Source organism: Paenibacillus planticolens (assembly GCF_013141725.1).
GTDB lineage: Bacteria > Bacillota > Bacilli > Paenibacillales > NBRC-103111 > Paenibacillus_E > Paenibacillus_E planticolens.
The window spans coordinates 56,826-75,493 of the sequence record NZ_WHNZ01000017.1; the positions used below are offsets into that span (position 1 = coordinate 56,826).

The window sequence follows — 18,668 nt, forward strand, 5'->3', positions numbered from 1 at the left end:
ACGGTCATCAGACATGCGATTTCCAGAAAAGAGGAAATGACCTTGAAAGCTTTCCCTATTGCAGGATCAGGATATGAGGTTCCCGGCAGATATCACAAGGACTTACTCCATCTTATGGTCGTAGGCGCACATTCGCTCTATGTATATTGGGAAATATCTGACAGACGCAGATGGCTGGTGTCTCAGCATTTTGAATGCGACTTCGGCGCCATGCCAAGCGTCATCCGTTTGTACGATGTGACCCATTTGCTTTTTAACGGACATAACGCACATGCCTATTGGGATGTAACCACGGAGCCCGAGGCTGATCACTGGTACTTGCATCACGTCCATGCCGACCGCAGCTATATCGTGGATATTGGCACATATACGTGGGAACGTGAATTTATCCCCTTGCTTCGATCCAATTGTGTTGCAACACCCAAAGATTCGGAAGCGGAGTAGGGAGAACGAGGTGACGATTCTCTTTGATTAATCGCATAAAACCGAAACCTGAGATTAAGGGCTATTTTGCCCTCGTGCTGCATGCTCATCTTCCCTACATCCGCCATCAGGAACACGATGCAGACCGGGAGGATCGCTGGTTTTTTGAAGCCATGACAGAAACGTACTTACCATTGTTGGAAGTTATGCATCATCTATCGCAGGATCAGATCGATTTCCGCATAACGTTCTCCATGACTCCGACTCTCTTATCCCTGTTCAGCGATCCGCTCCTGCAAGACAAGTATCGCACTTACCTAAGCGAGCTTATCGCGCTAGCAGACAGCGAACAGGTTCGTTTACATAAGGACCCCGTTCTCCTTCCGCTTGCCAAACATTACTCGCAGAGATTCCAAGAGCTTCAGAAACTGTATGAGAGCTATAACGGTAATATCATTGTTGCCTTTAAACACTATCAAGCGTTGGAACAAATTGAAATTGTACCTTCCGCCGCGACCCACGCTTATCTGCCGTTGTTGAAAACGGAGGAGTCCATCCGTGCGCAAATTTTGACGGCCGTCAAAGAATATGAGCGTTATTTCGATCGAAAGCCGCGCGGCTTCTGGCTGCCCGAATGCGGCTATACGCCAGGGATTGAGCGCGTGCTGGACGAGGCTGGAATTCAATATGTTTTCACAGATTGGACGGCTGTTGCTTTTGCTTCCCCGCAGCCCCATCGCGGGCTGTTAGCGCCTCTGATGGCAGCATCACATGGCTTGACCGCCTTTCCTTGCGATCCGGAATCCGCTCAGCAAGTAACTTCCGCCGAGCATGGCTACAGCAGCGACTTTCTTTACCGGGACTACTACGCAGGTAGCGGTACTGGCTTCAAATACGACCGGAATACAAGCAATGGCAGCCTCAAAGTGCCCTATCACCCGGCACTCGCCTTAGCGAAAGCAACCGAGCATGCCGAAGATTTTCTCCAGCATCGCCAGAAACAAGTGCAGCAGGGGCTGCGCTGGATGGACCGAAAACCGATTATCGTGTCTGCCTATCCTGCGGAGCTGTTCGGTCATTGGTGGTATGAAGGTCCCCACTTTCTGGAACAGCTCTGCCGCAACCTATTTCTCGATCAGACGACGCTCAAAATGGTCACGCCCAGCGAATACTTGGAGGAATATCCGACGTCGGGCGCCGGCCGGTTGAACGAATCCAGTTCAGGTCGCAACCATAGTTCGGAAGCATGGCTGCAAGAAAGCAATCACTGGATCTACCGCCATCTTCACGAAGCCGAAGAACGGATGATCCGGCTGGCAACAAAACAGGAGCACCCCAGCCCTTCTGACAGCATGAGCGTCGAAGTGCTCAAGCGAGCTTTGAATCAAGCGGCCAGAGAGCTTATGCTGGCGCAAAGCAGCGATTGGGCGTTCATGATGGACTCGCAGTCCTTAGCTGATTGTGCGATTCGCCGAACCAAGACGCATCTTGGCTGCTTCCATCAGCTATGCGATCAGGTGGATGCGGGAGAGGTCGATGAGATTCTTCTTGCTGACCTGGAGGAAAGAGACCGCTGCCTTCCGGATGTCACGTACGAGACGTTCATCAACTTCTCTCCCCCTTCACCCGTGCCTATTCTTCCAAGCTGGAGTGAATGGGAAACGTTGCAAGAGGAGACTAAGCACCGTCCCAACGTGTTCATGCTGGCCTGGGAATATCCGCCCAAGCAGGTCGGCGGTTTATCCAGAGCCGTCCATGAACTATCCGAGGCGCTTGCCGCTCGCGGAGAAATCGTCCATGTCATCACGACTTCGTGTGAAGGCGCGCCCGGTTTTGAGAAAAAGAACGGCGTTTATGTCCATAGATTGCCTGTTCTGCATTCCGGCGACACTTCTTTTTATCACTGGACCTTCGAAATGAATCTTGCGATGACCGACCATCTGGTCAAATGGAAAGAAAACGGCGGACGCATCGACCTTTTGCATGCGCACGATTGGATGGTCTTCCACGCCGCAAGGGAAATAAAAATGAGCTATGGCATCCCGCTCTTTGCCACAATCCATGCCACGGAGTGGGGACGAAATCAAGGAAACCTGCATACGGACTTGCAGCGGAAAATTCATCAGATCGAATGGAAGCTGACGTACGAGGCTAATCGCGTCTTTGTATGCAGCTCCTACATGAAAGATGAAGTTGTACGCATATTCAGCCTGCCTGCGGATAAAGTCGCTGTTCATCCGAACGGGATTCAGCTCCCCCCGTCATCCGGTAAGGCAGCTTCGAAACGGCCTCATGAGCTTATGAAGCAGGATAAAGTCATTTTCTATATCGGCAGGCTTGTTTTTGAAAAGGGCATTCACACGCTCATAGGCGCCATGCCGAACATCCTGTCTCTGGTGCCGCACGCCAAGCTCGTTATAGCTGGATCAGGGCCGATGGAAGCTGAACTGCGGACGCAAGCGGCTCATTTGGGAGATCGCGTCTTGTTTACCGGTTTTATTGATGACAACTACCGCGTTCAGCTCTACCAAAGCGCAGACGTTTGTGTCATTCCCAGCTTATATGAACCTTTCGGTATTGTGGCTTTGGAAGCGATGGCTTACCGCAAACCGATCGTGCTCTCTGATACAGGCGGTCTGGCCGAGATCATTCGGCATGGCGTGGATGGGTACAAGGCTTTGCCGGGACACACCGATTCACTCTCTTGGCATATTACCGAAATGCTCCTAAATCCGAAGTTGGCCGCCAAAATGGCCGAAAACGCCTACCAATGGCTTCAAACAAACTACCAATGGAGCCAAATCGCTGCACATATTCAGGAGGAGTACCGCCAGCTGACCTATGATTTATCCGACATTCACATTTAAGGAGGCCCCACTATGAAGGCTGTTATTATGGCTGGAGGCAAAGGCACGCGGCTTCGGCCCCTTACTTGCCATCTTCCCAAACCCATGGTGCCTCTCCTGGGAAGACCGTGCATGGCTTATATTATTGAACTGCTTCAAAAACACGGCATTCATGACATCGCGGTCACGATGCAGTATAAACCTGAAGTCATACGCGACTTTTTTGGCGACGGAGAAGCTTTTAACGTGAATCTTCACTATTTTGAAGAAACGAGTCCGCTCGGCACGGCCGGAAGTGTCAAACAGGCACACGATTTTCTGGACGATACCTTCGTGGTCATTAGCGGGGATGCTCTAACCGATTTCGATTTGGAGCAAGCACTTGCTTTTCATAAAGAAAAACAAGCCAAGGCCACGCTGCTCCTGACCCGTGTCCCCCACCCGCTCGAATACGGCGTTGTCATGACCGATCAGGATGGGCGGATTACCCGGTTTTTGGAGAAACCAAGCTGGGGTGAGGTGTTTAGCGACACGGTAAATACGGGTATCTATATTATGGAGCCAGAGACGCTGGAGCGAGTGCCCCTGGGACAAGAATTTGACTTCAGCCAACAGCTCTTCCCAACTTTGCTCCAAGAGAACAATGGGCTTTATGGCTACATTAGCCCCGGCTATTGGATGGACATCGGCAATTTGCAGCAGTATCGCCAAACCCAGTTTGATATGCTCGACGGCAAAGTTCGGCTCCAAATTCATGGCACCCAAATTCGACCGCACGTGTACATAGCGGATGATGTTGAGACTAGCGACACCGCCCGCGTCGTTGGGCCTGCTTACATCGGCAAGGGGAGCAAGCTCGAAGACGAGGTAGAGCTTGGGGAATACTGCATCTTGGGCGAGAATAACCGCCTAGCCAAGGGCAGCAAGCTTACGCGCAGTGTGTTATGGGACCATAATCATATCGCGCCAAACAACGAGTTGGCCGGCTCCACACTGACCAGCCGCATTGTTTGTAAAGAGGCATCGTATTTGGGAGAAGGTTCGGTCGTCGGCAATCATGTCGTTATCGGGGAGAAGAGCCGCATTGAACCTAACGTGAAAATTTGGCCTCATAAACAAATCCGCGACAAGTCCCGCCTTCATACTTCTTATATATGGGGGGAGCATGCGGCCAAAACGTTATTCAAAACTCGCGGAGTAAGCGGTCTTCCCAATCTGGAAATAACGCCCGAGATGACCGCAAAATTCGGCACAGCCTACGGAGCAACCTTGGCCGCCGGCAAAACGCTGACCGTAAGCTGCGCCCCACACGGCTTCACCCGGCTGCTAAAGCGCGCCTTGACAGCAAGTCTGCAATCTGTCGGCACGCAAGTCATCGATTTGGGCGATTGTTTGGTTCCGGCGGCTTCGTTCGCCATTCGCCGCTTAGGTGCGGCAGGAGGCATCCATCTGGAGTGGTCAGGCCAAGAGGACGAGCATTGCCACTTGGCATGTATGGACGCAGAGGGACTGCCTATCCCGAGATCCGCCGAGCGCAAAGTAGAAAACAGCTTCTGGCAGGAGGATTACGGCCGGGCATCCATGAATAAGCTTGGCGGCTATAAAGACGAAACGCACTGGTTTCAAACGTATATCAGGACGCTCGCGGAAGAAATCGCAGACGAAGGGGAAGCATTGCCACTACCGGCTTTGCGGATCGTCGTCCAAGCCAGTACATGGCTTCAGCCCTATCTCGTGCCATTCTTCGAGAAATTGGGGATCGATGCGATTCATGTGACCGCGGCAAATTGCCAGCAGCCTCTCCCCCTTTTCACATCGCTAGCCGGAGCCAGTCTTGGTATGCATATCGGGGATGACGGCCGTACGCTGCAGCTTGTGACGGAGAAGGGAGAGACCGTCGATACCGATGTGCAAACGGTTTTCCTGTATCTTTGCTACTTGCACAGCCGGCCCGGAGCAACGATCGGCGCCCCCGTCAGCGCACCTGAGCTTCTTGAAAGCATTGCGGAGGGGCTCGGCGCCACGATTGTTCGCACCAAGGAATGGGAACGCTCCATTCTCGAAGCTACGCCCCAAGCGCGGATGCATCCGTTGTTCGACTCGCTTTTTGCCGTCGGACTTGTTCTGCTTCATTTGGGCAGAACCGGCCTACCGCTCTCGGAGCTGCTCGCTCTGATTCCGAGCTTCTACCTTCACCGCGAGCAAATTGATTGTCCTTGGGACGCCAAGGGAGAAGTGATGCGCAGCATGATGGAACGGACGAAGGATACACCTGTCGACTTGGTGGACGGCATCAAGTTTTATCATGACAATGGCTGGATTTTGCTGCTGCCGGATAGCGATGATCCCGTTTTCAGGCTTGTCGCCCAGTCTCCGAATCCCATTCTTGCCCAGCAGCTTGTCCATTCCTATCGCAACCACATTCTAAATGTGCTTCAATAAGCATAACTATATGACAGATATATCCACTGCGGGTGTTTCCGAAGACTTACGATGAAGGGGAGAGCGGCGTGAATATGATTCCGAGTGTTTCCAGGCAGATCGCTTTTGTACAGTATGACGATCAATCTTCCAGTATGACGGTTCAATACCATACCGGTTTCAAGGCATCTTATACGAATATTAATCCGGATGACTATCGGTTGATTTTAAGCTCCGTCAATCGCTACGATTCTTTAATGAGACTTACGGAAACCCGATACATGGAAGGCCAGTCTCCAATCAAATAAAGCCTATACGGAGATCTCCCCTTTATGACAAGGCGGAGATTTTTCGTTTCCCGGGCGTGTATGCTACAATGTTGTCCAAAGGTCTAAAGCAGCTTATTTCCCAAAGAAAAGGTGAGTTTGATTCCTACCCAAGCCCTCTCTGCCCATCCTAATGACAGGGATACACTTCACTTGCTTGTTCAATCATGGGCACATGTTTTTGCCTATTGGCAGCTTTCCTCCAGAAAAATGAAAATGGTGCAGGACCACTTCGGCACAGACTGGCTTCTGCTGCAACCGACCTTGCGCTTTTATGAAGCGCCCGAACAAGCTGCCGGCTCTCATGGAACGGCTAACGTTTCAGAGCTGCCGCTTCCCCCAGGTCCATGCTGCTTCCTAAGCGGTTTTCTGTCCGGACGGCACTACTTCGCTGAACTCGGCATTAAGAATGATCAGGGACATTTTCTCCCGCTGCTGCGTTCTAATACGATTCTGACTCCCCATATACATACGAATCAAGAAATTCCTTCAAACGAACTCACACCGAACAACCTTGTTACTTACCGGCCTACCGCCGTTTCCATTGAGCTGGTAACATCTAAAACATATGAGCATTTCTCTGCCTACAGCGTGTACCTACCCAAGAGCGCATTCCCGGCAAATACGGAATTCGGAGGCGATATTGATTGAGCACAAACGTACACGGTTATGTTGCTTTGCTACTGCATGCCCATATCCCTTACGTGCGTCATGATGAAGCCGACATCACTTTGGAAGAACGTTGGTTTTTTGAAGCGGTCGTCGACAGCTATCTCCCTTTGATCGAAATGATGGATCGACTGCTGGAGGAGGGCGTGCCCTATGCGCTGACCTTATCCTTATCTCCTCCGCTGCTCGCCATGTTGGAGGATGCCGGCTTACAGAAGAGGCTTCGCAAGCATCTGGCCTCCCTGTGCGAGCTGGCGCAGCGCGAAGTCATCCGCTTATGGGGGCATGCCGAATTCGGCGCTACGGCGAGGCTTTACGCCGATCGCTATCATCGGCTGCTCGCTTTGTACGATCGCCTGCGTGGCGATCTGATCGGTAAATTCCGTAGTCTGAGAAGCTCAGGCTGCTTAGAACTCATCACGTGCGCCGCAACGCATGCCTTCTTGCCCCTGGTCAAGAATGACGCCGCACTGCGCGCGCAGCTTGAAGCCGCCGTCCAGGAATTCCGGCGGCACTTCGGGTCCGCTCCGGCCGGCATCTGGCTGCCCGAGTGCGGCTATACGCCTGCGGTGGAGCCCCACCTGGAGGCGCTGGGGCTTCGCTATTTCGTTGTTGATGCGCATGCGTATGCCGGAGCGCCAACAAGCGTTCCGCTGCGCACGCCAAGCGGCGCATGCGCCTTTGCCCGGGACCTTGATGCCGGCGCTCAAGTATGGAGCGCCGAAAGCGGCTACCCGGGCGACCCCGACTATCGCGAGTATTACCGCGATATCGGCTTCGACCTCGGCGCAAACGGCGGCGCCGAGTGGGAGTACTTGAAGCCCTATGTGCTGCCGGACGGCGCACGCATTCATACGGGCTTCAAGTACTACCGCGTCACCGGCACGGGTGACGCCAAAGCGCCCTACCACCCGGCGCAGGCCGCGCAGAAAGCTCAGCAGCATGCTGAGCATTTCGTCGCCAGCCGGGTGGCGCAGCTTCGCCGCCTCGCGGAGGAGCGCGAGGCGGGTGTTGGCGGCAGTGCAGCGCAGCCGCCTCAGCCGCCGGTCATCGTATGTCCATACGATGCCGAGCTGTTCGGACACTGGTGGCACGAAGGCCACCAGTGGTTGGAGGCAGTGCTGCGCGGCCTTGCGGCTGCGCGCAGCGATCGTGTCGTCGTGTCTGCGACGACACTAGGCGGCTACGCGGCCGCCCATGCGCCGACTCCGGCAGCCGTGCTGCCGGAGTCGAGCTGGGGCCGCGGCGGCTACGCCGAGGTCTGGCTGCAGCCGCGCAGCCAGTGGGTGCATCCGCTGCTGCACGCTGCGGAGGATCGGCTGGTGCTTGCTGCGCTCAAACACCGCAAAACCGAGCTGCTCAGCCCCCTGCAGATCCGTGCGCTGAATCAAGCCGCGCGGGAGCTGATGCTCGCGCAAAGCAGCGACTGGACATTTATTCTGGACGCTGAGACGGTGACCCATTATGCGGTGAAACGCATTGAGACGCATATCGCGTCTTTCCATAAATTGTTAGACACATTTGAAAACGATACGGACATTTTTTCAATCAGAAAGCTCTCTGAACTTGTGACAGCCTTAGAGCGGAAATCCCCTTTTTTGCCGGAAGTCCATTACCGTCTTTATCAGCCTGCTGCTGTAAGTTTTTTTCGTGATTCTTCAGGTGAGCTTTCGACTCCTGTTCCATCACAACCCGACACTGTACCGCCCATGCGCATTCTCATGCTTGCTTGGGAATATCCGCCCCATGTCATCGGAGGTCTTGCCAGAGCCGTCAACGACTTATCCGTACAGCTTGCCGCCGCCGGCCATGAGATTCATGTCGTTACCTGCCTTGCACCCGATTGTTCGCCTTATGAGCGGCTGGATGGTGTGCATGTTCATCGTGTTGAAGTGCTTTCCACTCCGGAGTCCCTTCATTTCCTGGACTGGGTGTTTCAGATGAATCTAGCCTTTTCCGACAAAATCCTGCGCTTATGCGCTCAAGGTGTACAATTCGATATCGTTCATGCGCACGATTGGCTTGTGTATTATGCCGCCAAAGAGTGCAAGGATGCCCTGCAGCTCCCGCTTCTGGCTACGATTCACGCGACCGAATCCGGGCGCAATATGGGTAAGCTCGACACACCTGTACAAAAACGCATACACGCTTTAGAACATAAGCTCGCAAACGAAGCCGATCACGTCGTGGTCTGCAGCCCTTACATGCAGCAAGAGGTCATGCACCTTTTTCATATTCCTTTTCATAAAATGACCCATATCCCTAATGGCGTTATGCCCTTTCGGGTACCTGCCGCTTGCGACTCGACATCTAACCGGAAGCTTTCTCAAGCGCTTTCGCTCTCTTCGGTTTCGCCTGGTGATGCGCTCCCTCCCATCCTTGCTTTCCTCGGAAGGCTAGTCTATGAGAAAGGCGTGCACATCCTTATATCCGCCATGCAGACCGTGCTCAAGGAATGTCCTGCCGCTCGTCTGGTTATTGCCGGCACAGGCCCTGAGCTAGAGGCGCTCCAGCAGCTTGCCGCTCCGTTTGGCGACCATATCCGCTTCACCGGATTTTTGGGTGAAACCGACAAAAGCCTGCTTTTGCATAGAGCAGATCTCTGTGTTTTCCCAAGCCTGTATGAACCGTTCGGCCTTGTTGCTTTGGAAGCGATGGCCAGCGGCACGCCGCTGATCGTATCGGATACGGGAGGTCTGTCGGGCATCGTGGAGCATGGCATTAACGGGTACAAGGTGCCTCCGGGGGATGTAGGCCTGCTGGCTTCGCACATCGTGCAGCTTTTACAAAATCCCGCTGCTGCCGCCGAACTCGCTGCGGACGCTTTAATCAAAGTAAGGGACCGCTTTGGGTGGGAGCAAATCGGCGCCATAACGTTATCTACTTATGCGACATTGATCAGCGCTCATGAAGAGCCATCAGGTATATTCCTGCATCAAAAGGAAATAATCAAATAATATGGGTAACTATGCCAATTGAAAGCGTGCCCAGTCGAAATTTTCAGAATTTTTTCAAAGAATCATTGATTCCTTGGTAATTATTAGGTAACCTATTGGCAGGCCTTTATCTGAAATCGACAATTAAACAACGAGTGGGGAAGTGATTGTATTGCCTAGACATCTGGTCATCGGAAACGGAAAATTTCTTATTAACCTCGATCAGCATTCCTACATGCGAGATCTGTACTATCCTTTCGTAGGCCAGCTTAATCATATTGGCGGCTATCAATGCCGTGTAGGTATTTGGGTCGACGGTGACTTTGCCTGGCTGAATTCCCCCGAGTGGCAGTTCAAACTTGGTTATGTGGAGGATTCTCTCGTCACGGAAGTGACCGCTACGCATCCCGGTCTTGGCGTCACCTTGCTTATGAATGACGGCGTACATCAGCGTGAGGATATCTACATCAAGCGCATTCAAATTACGAATCACAAATCTACCGTTCGCGAAGTGAGAATGTTCTTTAACCAAGACTTGCTCATTAATGAGACCGAGGTTGGCGATACCGCTGCCTTCTATCCGCTCACGAATACGGTATTCCACTATAAAAAAGACAGATATTTCATGTTCAACGGCAGTACGGGAACAGAAGGCATTTTTCAATACTCTACAGGTGTCAAAAGATTTTATAACGCCGAAGGCACGTGGCGCGACGCGGAAGACGGGCATTTGATGGGCAATGCCATCGCGCAGGGCTCTGTTGACAGTACGATCTCGTTTCGACTCTTCGTGCCGCCTAACGCCAACCAAACGCTCTACTACTGGATGGGAGCAGGCAAGAATCTGGAAGAAGTTAAGAAGCTTGATGCGTATGTCAAAGACAGCCACCCCGGGAAGCTTTTGGACCGCGTAACGGTCTACTGGCAGCGGTGGGCCAATAAAATTGAGCGCGATTATTACGACTTGAATGCGGATGTACAGCGCCTATTTAAACAAAGCCTGCTGCTCGTCAGGACGCAAACCGATGTGAACGGCGCCATTATCGCCGCCAACGATTCTGACATCATGCAGAGCAATCGAGATCATTACAGCTACATGTGGCCTCGCGACGGTGCTTTAATTGCTTACTCCATGTCGATGGCGGGCTACCAAGGAATGATTATTCCTTTCTTCAATTTCTGTGCGAACGTGCTGTCACCTGAAGGTTACCTCCATCATAAATACAATCCGGACGGCACCGTGGGCTCCAGCTGGCATCCTTACATCCATTCCGGACGGGTCCAGCTCCCGATTCAAGAAGATGAAACGGCCCTTGTGTTATTCGCGCTTTGGGCAGATTTCCAGAAAAATGGAAGCCTGGAATTTGCGCAATCGCTCTACCGCAACCTCATCCGCAGAGCAGCCAGATTCATGTCCACTTACATTGATCAGGAATTGAATCTGCCTAAGCCGAGCTACGATCTGTGGGAAGAGCGCTACGGGATTTACACGTTTACGGCATCAGCTGTATATGGCGGACTGATTGCGGCTTCGAACTTTAGCAATCTTTTCGGGGATGAAGAGCGCAGCAACCGATACAAGCATACAGCTGAGAAAATTAAATCCGGTATTCTCAAGCATCTATGGGACGAGAAGGAAGGCCGGTTCGTACGCGGATTGTACATGGAGGACGGCGAATGGGTCAAAGATATGACGCTGGAAAGCTCCGTTTACGGCATCTTTGAATTCGGAGTTCTGCCTGCGGACGATGAACGTGTGGTCAGCACGATGAAAGCGAATAAAGCTGGTCTTACGATCAAAACAGCCGTCGGTGGTTCCGCCCGTTATCATCATGATTATTACTTCCAACGCTCTACCGATATCGAAACTGTGCCGGGCAATCCTTGGATCATTTGTACGCTCTGGATTGCCGAGTGGGAAATCGAGTATGCCAAAACGTTGGCCGATCTCGAAGCCCCGCGCCAAACGTTGGAATGGGTCGTCAAACACGCCATGGAAAGCGGCGTCCTCTCGGAGCAATTGGATCCATTCACTGGCGATCCGGTTTCCGTCGCGCCTCTTACTTGGTCGCATGCGACTTATGTGCTCACCGTTGTGAAATACTTGAACAAGTACAAACAGCTCGCCAAGCAGTAATTATGTTGAACCGCGGAGTTGACACTTTGGGATAAAGTGCTGGCTCTGCGGTTTTTTTGCAGGCTGCCCCGGGTTCATTGGACGGGATCCATTGAGATGACCCTGCAGACGGGTAATATCTGCTTCTTGTTGGACGGAATCCAGTGAAGCCCAACGTTTGAGGCTAATATGGTACAAAATGGGCCCCTTACATTGGATTTCGTCCAGTGAGAGGGGCTTTTCAGCCCCTGAATTTGACTCTTCATTGGAAAGCGTCCAATGTAAGACTTCAGCAGGCCGCGCCAATCAAAAAACCGCAAGACCCTGTTAAAGCAGTCTTGCGGTCCTACCTGTTGTTCCCTCACTCCAATGCATAATCAGCCTCGTACGTCCCCGCGTCCAAAAGCTGCTCCATCTCCGACGGCTCGCTGCATGCCATGCGAAACAGCCAACCTTTCTCATACGGCGATTCAATTAGCATCATCGTCGCTCGTTCCAGCAGCATGTTGACGGCAATGACTTCGCCTGATAGCGGGGCTAGCAGATCATGCTCGCTTTCGGCGGTCTCCAAGGAGCCTGCATAATGGCCTTGCTCCAGCACCGCGCCGCGCTCCGGAAGCTCGATAAATAAAACCATCCCCCACGTTAGCAAGCCGGTTTCCGTCAGGCCAATGACAGCCTCATTCCCTTCTTGGCGTATCCAATAATGATCCCTCGTATACTGCAAATGCGTAGGTACGGTCATATTCATTCTCCTTCATGAAGAAAAAGCTCCCCCGCCGCATTCGCATGCCAGCTAAGAGGAGCTTCTCTATGTATGAAAAGCTTATTTTACGACAAGGTTTTTGTCGCCTGGTTTCCAGTTCATTGGGCACAATCCGCCGGATTGAAGCGCTTGAAGGACACGAAGTGTTTCTTCTACGCTGCGGCCTACGTCGTTGTGGTTAACAACTTCATATTTCAATTCGCCTTCTGGATCGATGATGAACAGACCGCGAAGCGCGATACCTTCTTCTTCGATTAGAACGCCGTAGTCACGTGCTACGGATTTCGTGATGTCAGCAGCAAGCGGGAACTCCAATTTGCCAAGACCGTTGTCGTTGATTGGTGTGTTGATCCAAGCTTTGTGCGTGTGGATGCTGTCGATAGAAACGCCAAGAATTTCAGTGTCCAATTCTTTGAATTGAGCAGCCGCATGACTAAGCGCTGTGATTTCTGTCGGACAAACGAATGTGAAGTCCAATGGGTAGAAGAACAATACTAACCATTTGCCTTTGTAATCTGACAAAGATACTTTGCCAAACTCTTTACCGTCACCTGTAGCTGTCTCCATTGTAAAATCTGGAGCTTGTTTACCAACTAAACGCTCTGCCATGTGTATGATTCCTCCTAATATCTATCTTATTCGTATAAAATGGTATCATTCGAGTAGATGAAAGTCAATAATTAGACAGCATACTACATAATAATTACTTTAAAATATGGAGGCTCCTTGAACATGCCATCTTCCGCTCACTTTTCCGCACTTTTGGACGTTCTCCTCCCCTTAACCTAGTGGCAGAAAAACCGTCATGCAACGCCGATGCGGGCTCTCTATGTTGTACTTTGTACAACATTAATGCCCTATTTAGGGCACGGCGCTCCTCTATATTGTACTTCGTACAACCATTTTGGCTTGAAACCGTTCTCCTTTGGTCTATTACGTTCAAATGATTGCACTTTGTACAATGAAGGAAGGCATTATATGGATTAGACCGCTTCTATGTTGCGCAAAATGCAATATAGACTACGGTGTTAAAAAACCTCTAGGTGAAAACGCGCCCTCCATCCGATTGCCCCTTCCTTGTAATTGGACTTGGATTGATTCTGGTTCTAGTTGTGGTATTGGCACTGTGTACTGTTTCTGGTATTGGTATTGGTTCTGGTTCTGGTTCTGGTTCTGGCTCTGGTTTTGGTTCTGGTTCTGGTTCTGGTTCTGGCACTGTGTACTGTTTCTGGTATTGGTATTGGTTCTGGTTCTGGTTCTGGTTCTGGTTCTGGTTCTGGTTCTGGCACGGGCACTGTTCTGCTTCTGCTTCTGCTTCTGCTTCTGCTTCTGCTTCTGCTTCTGCTTCTGCTTCTGCTTCTGCTTCTGCCTCTGCTTCTGGCACTGGCACTCGCACTCGCACTCGCACTAGAACTGGCCCTGGTTCCGGCCCTACTCCGACACTCTCACTGCTTCTCGCACTTCCTCCAGTCCTGGCACTGGTCCTGCCCTAAACAAACCCACCCCAGCGCCACAAAAAAAAAGCTCACCCACATAAGCATAGAATGCTTATGCGGGCAAGCTCTTATTATTATTTGCGCATAGCGTCAACAATCAGTTGGCCCATAGCCAGCGTTCCGATTGCTTTGCTCTTATCGACGGCGATGTCGCCTGTGCGGTGACCCGCATCAAGCACTTCTTTCACGGCGCGTTCGATGGAATCCGCTGCATCGTGGTAACCGAACGTCAGGCGGAACATCAAAGCAACGGAAAGGATCGTTGCGATTGGGTTAGAAATTCCTTGGCCTGCGATATCAGGCGCGGAACCGTGTACCGGCTCATACAAGCCGAAGCTGCCTTCGCCAAGGGAAGCGGATGCCAGCATCCCGATGGAGCCCGTCAGCATCGCAGCTTCGTCACTCAGGATGTCGCCGAACATGTTCTCTGTCACGATGACGTCGAAGGAGGACGGACGGCGAAGCAGCTGCATCGCACAGTTGTCTACAAGTACGTGCTCAAGCTCAACATCCGGATAATCCACAGCAATGCGGTTCACCGTTTCGCGCCATAGGCGGGATGTTTCCAGAACGTTTGCTTTATCGACGGAAGCAAGCTTTTTGCGGCGCGTGCGTGCAATATCAAACGCTTGACGAGCAATACGCTCGATTTCCGAAACATTGTATGCGCAAGTATCTACCGCTTCTTGACCGTTCGCAGTTTCACGACGGAATTTCTCACCGAAGTAGATACCGCCCGTCAATTCACGAACAACGATCAGATCCGTACCTTCAAGAACTTCCGGTTTCAATGTGGAAGCCTCTTTCAAGCAGTCGAAGATGAACGCCGGACGAATGTTGGAGAACAAGCCAAGCGCTTTGCGAATCCCGAGAAGACCAGTCTCCGGACGAGTCTCTTTCGGGTTGTTGTCCCATTTAGGTCCGCCTACTGCCCCTAGAAGAACAGCATCTGCGGATTGACAAACCTTCAATGTTTCTTCCGGAAGCGGTGTGCCTGTCTCATCAATGGCAATTCCGCCGAACAAGGCATGCTCGGTTTCAAATTGATAACCGAATAGCTCCTCGGTGCGTTTCAATACTTTTTCCGCTTCTGCAACGACTTCTGGACCAATGCCGTCTCCAGCGATTACAGCAATTTTTTTCACATCTGCCATGACTGTCATTCACTCCTTAGAATAGTAAAGCTGCTAGGTAAGCATCTCTATCGACTATATGATGCTCTCATTGTAACACAAGATAATCCTTTTCATTAGATATAAAAGCTATTGCTTTAATAGGTTTCTCCTATAACAAAAAAAGACCCATTGAACGAGCTGCTCGGCCGGAAGAGCCGCCGCCTTTTAATTGGCTGGATCGAGTACCCAACCTCCGAGTTTTTTGGTAAGGCGGAGCCTTACTCGCCGAGCCCAATCAACAGCAATCCTGTCAGCACACCCAGCGCTCCTCCAATTTTCGACTCGCTTATTTTCAACTCTGTCAACCGTGCTGCTTGCCTGATATGCCGGCGGCCGCGCACAGACCTTTTACTTAAATCATATCGCTTGTAGGAACTACAGGCCGCTATTTGAGCTAAATGGGCGGCTTTCAGACGCTAAGCGGAACTACAGGGCTTTATTTGCCCATCAAAGCGTAAATGGCACCCAACATTGATATAATAAAGGATCATAGTTCCCCTTTGCCGGAGGAAATGTGCGATACATGGAAAATAACGGATCATAGTTCCTTCTCGTTCCATCCTCACATAGAAAAAAGAAAAGAGCTGTCCACTAGGTCATTCTTAACCCGGCAAGACAGCCCTATTCTTTTAAACGCTTTGCAAGTAAGATTCCATGGCTTTCGCCAGCTTTTGCATGCCGAGAATTGTGTTCTCGCGATCTGTATGCGTGTAGTTCAGGCGCATGGTGTTGTACTGCGGATTCTCCGCATAGAAGGTGGAGCCGGGAACAAAAGCCACGCCTTCTTTTACCGCAATTTTCAGCAGATCTTCTGCGCGAATATGCGGCGGAAGCTCCACCCAAATGAACATGCCGCCCTTCGGATCTTCCCACTTCAGACCTGGCCAGTTCAATTCCTTCAAAAGGCCTGACATGAATTTCATCCGATCCAAATACTGCTCACGGATTAAAGAAATATGTGCATCGAGATCGAAGTGCTCTAGCAGATGATACAGCGTTTGCTGATCAATCGTACTGGAGTGCAGATCTGCGGATTGTTTAAAACGGGCGATTTGACGAATCAGGTTTTCGTCTCCCATCACCCAGCCCGTCCGGAAAGCAGGCGCTACCGTTTTGGAGAAGGTGCTCGTGTACACCACATTCCCGCCTTCGGCTTTACCGCCTAGCGAGAAGATGGATGGGTAGGTTTCATTTTCATCAAATTGAATTTCCCCGTACGGGTCATCCTCAAGAATAAGCACATCCGCCTCGCGGCAAATATTCAGCAAGCCTTGACGGCGTTCCAAGCTCCATGCCCGGCCTGCCGGATTCGAGAACGTAGGAATGACATAAACCAGCTTCGGATTGTGCTGCGCCACTTTGGCGGCCAGATCTTCGAGAATCATGCCGTCGTTGTCGCTGTCGACCGAATAAATTTTCGCGCCTTTGGCTTGAAATACTTGAATCGCCGCCAAATACGTCGGTCTTTCGACCAGGATGACATCGCCTTCATCAATGTATACGCGCGTCAACAAATCGATCGCTTGCTGGGAACCTGTCGTCAGCAGCATCTCGTCCGGTGTGACGATCATATTTTTGGCAGCCATGCGTTTGCATAACGACTCGCGCAGCGGCTTGTACCCTTCGGTCAATCCATACTGCAGCGCTGACTTCCCGCCGCCGACAACTCGTTTAAACGCCTCACTCACCGCGTCCAATGGGAAAAACTCTTCAGCAGGCAATCCGCCGGCAAAAGAAATGATCGAGGAGCCTTGTGTCAGCTTAAGAATTTCTCTTACTGCCGAGGATGAGAAGCCTTCTAGCGATTTAGAAAATCGATATTTCATATATGGACGCATCCTTTCGCATTTGCAGAAAGCACCCCTCCTCTAGTTTGGAGGTGAGGTGCTTATCCGGTAGTCCCTTGGACCCTGAGTAATTATATCAAAGTAACATTGCTTCTGTTGCTTGTTGGGGTTTTGCGTTTCTCAATGAGTCTGTTCACAGCGTCCAAGTAAGCCTTGGCGCTTGCTTCCAGAATATCTGTCGAGATGCCTCGTCCTTGAACGGACACATCGTTCTGTTTCAGAACGACATGCACTTCGCCGAGCGCATCTTTTCCGTGAGAAACGGACTTAATGGAATAGTCATCCAGCTCGACGTCTTCCTTCGTCGCTTTATCGATCGCGTTGTAAATGGCATCGACAGAACCGTTGCCCACAGCGCTTTCCGCCACTTCGCTGCCGTCTTGGAAGCGAACATGCACGGTTGCTGTCGGCGTCATCTGGTTGCCGTAAGCCACTTGAAGCGTGCCCAGAGCGAAAACTTCCGGCGTTTCGATCAGTTTCTCTTCGATCAGCGCGCGAATATCTTCGTCTTCCACCTGCTTCTTGCGGTCAGCCAAATCTTTGAACTTGCCGAACGCTGCGTTCACTTGCTCCTCTGCCAAATCGTAGCCGAGGTCGATCAATTTCTCGCGGAACGCATGGCGGCCGGAGTGTTTGCCCATCACGAGCTTGCTTTCCTTGACCCCAATGGTTTCCGGGGAAATAATCTCGTAGGTCGTTTTCTCTTTGAGCATCCCATCCTGATGGATGCCCGACTCATGTGCGAACGCGTTAGCGCCGACGATCGCTTTATTGCCTGGCACCACCATGCCGGTCAGCTTGCTGACCAAACGGCTGGTGCGGTAGATCTCGTTCAATACAAGCGATGTTTTCGCTTGGTAGAAGTCCTGGCGTGTTTCCAGCGCCAGCACGACTTCCTCGATCGAGGTGTTCCCTGCTCGCTCGCCAATGCCGTTGATGGTGCCTTCGATTTGGTCGGCACCATTCAATACCGCCGCTAGCGCGTTGGCTGTCGCCATGCCAAGGTCGTCATGGCAGTGTGCGCTCAGCTGGATTTTCTCAATGCCTGGGACAGTGTCCTTCAGCATTTTGAAAATATTCCCGTAGTCGTACGGCGTCATATAACCGACTGTATCTGGAATATTCACAACCGAAGCCCCGGCACGGATAGCCATTGCCGTCACTTCCGCGATGAAATCGAGCTCCGTGCGGCCGGCATCCTCGAGTGAAAACTCGATTTTGCTGAAATACTTCTTCGCATATTTAATCGCGGCTTCCGCGGTCTCCAGCACTTGGTGCTTCTCCATCTTCAGCTTATGCTTCCGATGGATCGGGGACGTTGCCAAAAATAAATGAATACATGGGTCCTGAGCGCCCTGCAGCGCTTCGCGAACGGCCTCGATGTCCGTCTCTTTCGAGCGGGACAGGCCGATCACTGAGGCGTTCTTAACGGCTCTCGCTACGGCATTAACGCCTGCCAAGTCACCAGGTGATGCAGCCGGGAAGCCGGCCTCCATCCGATCGACACCCAGCTTCTCAAGTTGAAGCGCGATTTCGACCTTCTCCTGTGTGTTCAGGTTCACGCCTGGCGATTGTTCTCCGTCTCTGAGCGTTGTATCAAAGATGTAGATTTTGCGCACCATGGTCACCTCCTAAAAGATTTCTAGC

The 18,668-nt window shown here is 51.7% G+C and carries 13 protein-coding genes; 7 read left to right on the top strand and 6 right to left on the bottom strand.

Annotated features, from left to right (window positions below):
• Positions 1–36 precede the first annotated feature (36 nt).
• The 7 genes from GC097_RS08945 to GC097_RS08975 all read left to right on the top strand — a co-directional run bounded on the left by GC097_RS08945 (position 37) and on the right by GC097_RS08975 (position 11,758).
• Positions 37–444: a DUF4912 domain-containing protein gene (locus tag GC097_RS08945; RefSeq protein ID WP_171682993.1), complete on the top strand. Its 408-nt coding sequence runs from the start codon at positions 37–39 to the stop codon at positions 442–444.
• Positions 445–467: 23 nt separating this feature from the next.
• The gene (locus tag GC097_RS08950; RefSeq protein WP_171682994.1) at positions 468–3,290 is read left to right on the top strand and encodes a 1,4-alpha-glucan branching protein domain-containing protein; all 2,823 of its coding nucleotides are present in this window, start codon (positions 468–470) and stop codon (positions 3,288–3,290) included.
• Between the two features lie 12 nt (positions 3,291–3,302).
• Positions 3,303–5,711 carry a sugar phosphate nucleotidyltransferase gene (locus GC097_RS08955; RefSeq protein WP_171682995.1) on the top strand — a complete coding sequence of 803 codons (2,409 nt, stop codon included), beginning with the start codon at positions 3,303–3,305 and terminating at the stop codon, positions 5,709–5,711.
• A gap of 74 nt (positions 5,712–5,785) precedes the next feature.
• Positions 5,786–5,998 carry a hypothetical protein gene (locus GC097_RS08960; protein ID WP_216625716.1) on the top strand — a complete coding sequence of 71 codons (213 nt, stop codon included), beginning with the start codon at positions 5,786–5,788 and terminating at the stop codon, positions 5,996–5,998.
• A 111-nt stretch (positions 5,999–6,109) separates the two neighbouring features.
• Positions 6,110–6,667 carry a DUF4912 domain-containing protein gene (locus GC097_RS08965; RefSeq protein ID WP_312875638.1) on the top strand — a complete coding sequence of 186 codons (558 nt, stop codon included), beginning with the start codon at positions 6,110–6,112 and terminating at the stop codon, positions 6,665–6,667.
• A 53-nt stretch (positions 6,668–6,720) separates the two neighbouring features.
• Positions 6,721–9,642 (top strand): 1,4-alpha-glucan branching protein domain-containing protein, encoded by a 2,922-nt coding sequence (locus tag GC097_RS08970; RefSeq protein ID WP_312875643.1) that lies wholly within the window; start codon positions 6,721–6,723, stop codon positions 9,640–9,642.
• A gap of 151 nt (positions 9,643–9,793) precedes the next feature.
• Positions 9,794–11,758 (top strand): glycoside hydrolase family 15 protein, encoded by a 1,965-nt coding sequence (locus GC097_RS08975; RefSeq protein WP_171682999.1) that lies wholly within the window; start codon positions 9,794–9,796, stop codon positions 11,756–11,758.
• A gap of 340 nt (positions 11,759–12,098) precedes the next feature.
• On the opposite strand, the gene GC097_RS08980 is transcribed toward GC097_RS08975, so the two are convergent.
• The 6 genes from GC097_RS08980 to GC097_RS09005 form a co-directional block, all read right to left on the bottom strand.
• Positions 12,099–12,482 carry a glycine cleavage system protein H gene (locus GC097_RS08980; RefSeq protein WP_171683000.1) on the bottom strand — a complete coding sequence of 128 codons (384 nt, stop codon included), beginning with the start codon at positions 12,480–12,482 and terminating at the stop codon, positions 12,099–12,101.
• Positions 12,483–12,563: 81 nt separating this feature from the next.
• Positions 12,564–13,112: a peroxiredoxin gene (locus GC097_RS08985; RefSeq protein ID WP_047681044.1), complete on the bottom strand. Its 549-nt coding sequence runs from the start codon at positions 13,110–13,112 to the stop codon at positions 12,564–12,566.
• A 430-nt stretch (positions 13,113–13,542) separates the two neighbouring features.
• The gene (locus GC097_RS08990) at positions 13,543–13,887 is read right to left on the bottom strand and encodes a hypothetical protein (protein WP_216625722.1); all 345 of its coding nucleotides are present in this window, start codon (positions 13,885–13,887) and stop codon (positions 13,543–13,545) included.
• Between the two features lie 186 nt (positions 13,888–14,073).
• Positions 14,074–15,153, bottom strand: a complete 1,080-nt coding sequence (leuB, locus tag GC097_RS08995; protein ID WP_171683001.1) for a 3-isopropylmalate dehydrogenase — start codon at positions 15,151–15,153, stop codon at positions 14,074–14,076.
• A gap of 650 nt (positions 15,154–15,803) precedes the next feature.
• Complete coding sequence (locus GC097_RS09000) at positions 15,804–17,000, bottom strand: aminotransferase-like domain-containing protein (protein ID WP_171683002.1); 1,197 nt, start codon at positions 16,998–17,000, stop codon at positions 15,804–15,806.
• A gap of 92 nt (positions 17,001–17,092) precedes the next feature.
• Positions 17,093–18,640, bottom strand: coding sequence for a 2-isopropylmalate synthase (locus tag GC097_RS09005; RefSeq protein WP_171683003.1), 1,548 nt, complete (start codon positions 18,638–18,640; stop codon positions 17,093–17,095).
• Between the last annotated feature and the right edge of the window lie 28 nt (positions 18,641–18,668).